Source organism: Rugamonas apoptosis, assembly GCF_014042355.1.
Taxonomy (GTDB): Bacteria; Pseudomonadota; Gammaproteobacteria; order Burkholderiales; family Burkholderiaceae_D; genus Rugamonas; species Rugamonas apoptosis.
In genome coordinates this window covers 1-255 of sequence record NZ_JACEZU010000077.1, presented here as the reverse complement: position 1 = coordinate 255, position 255 = coordinate 1, and the positions used below count along the sequence as shown (strand labels likewise).

Here is a 255-nt window from a genome sequence, read left to right as displayed (position 1 = left end):
ACGTGGCCGGCAACACCCACAATGCCGCGGCCTTCACCTTCACCCTCGACACCGCGACCGCGGCACCCGTGGTTGCCCTGGCCCACGACAGCGGCTCCAGCGGCAGCGACGGCATCACCAACGTCGGCACACTGGCCATCAGCGGCGCCGAAACCGGCGCCACCCTCAGCTACAGCACCGACGGCGGAACCACCTGGAATAGCAGCTTCAACGCCGTCGAAGGCGGCAACAACGTCATCGTGCGCGCCACCGACG

1 protein-coding gene is annotated in these 255 nt (G+C 68.6%); it reads left to right on the top strand.

The window, feature by feature from the left end; genetic code table 11:
• Positions 1-68: 68 nt before the first annotated feature.
• Positions 69-255, top strand: a 187-nt coding sequence (locus H3H39_RS27500; RefSeq protein ID WP_182157708.1) for a hypothetical protein, incomplete at its 3' end; no start/stop codon positions are given.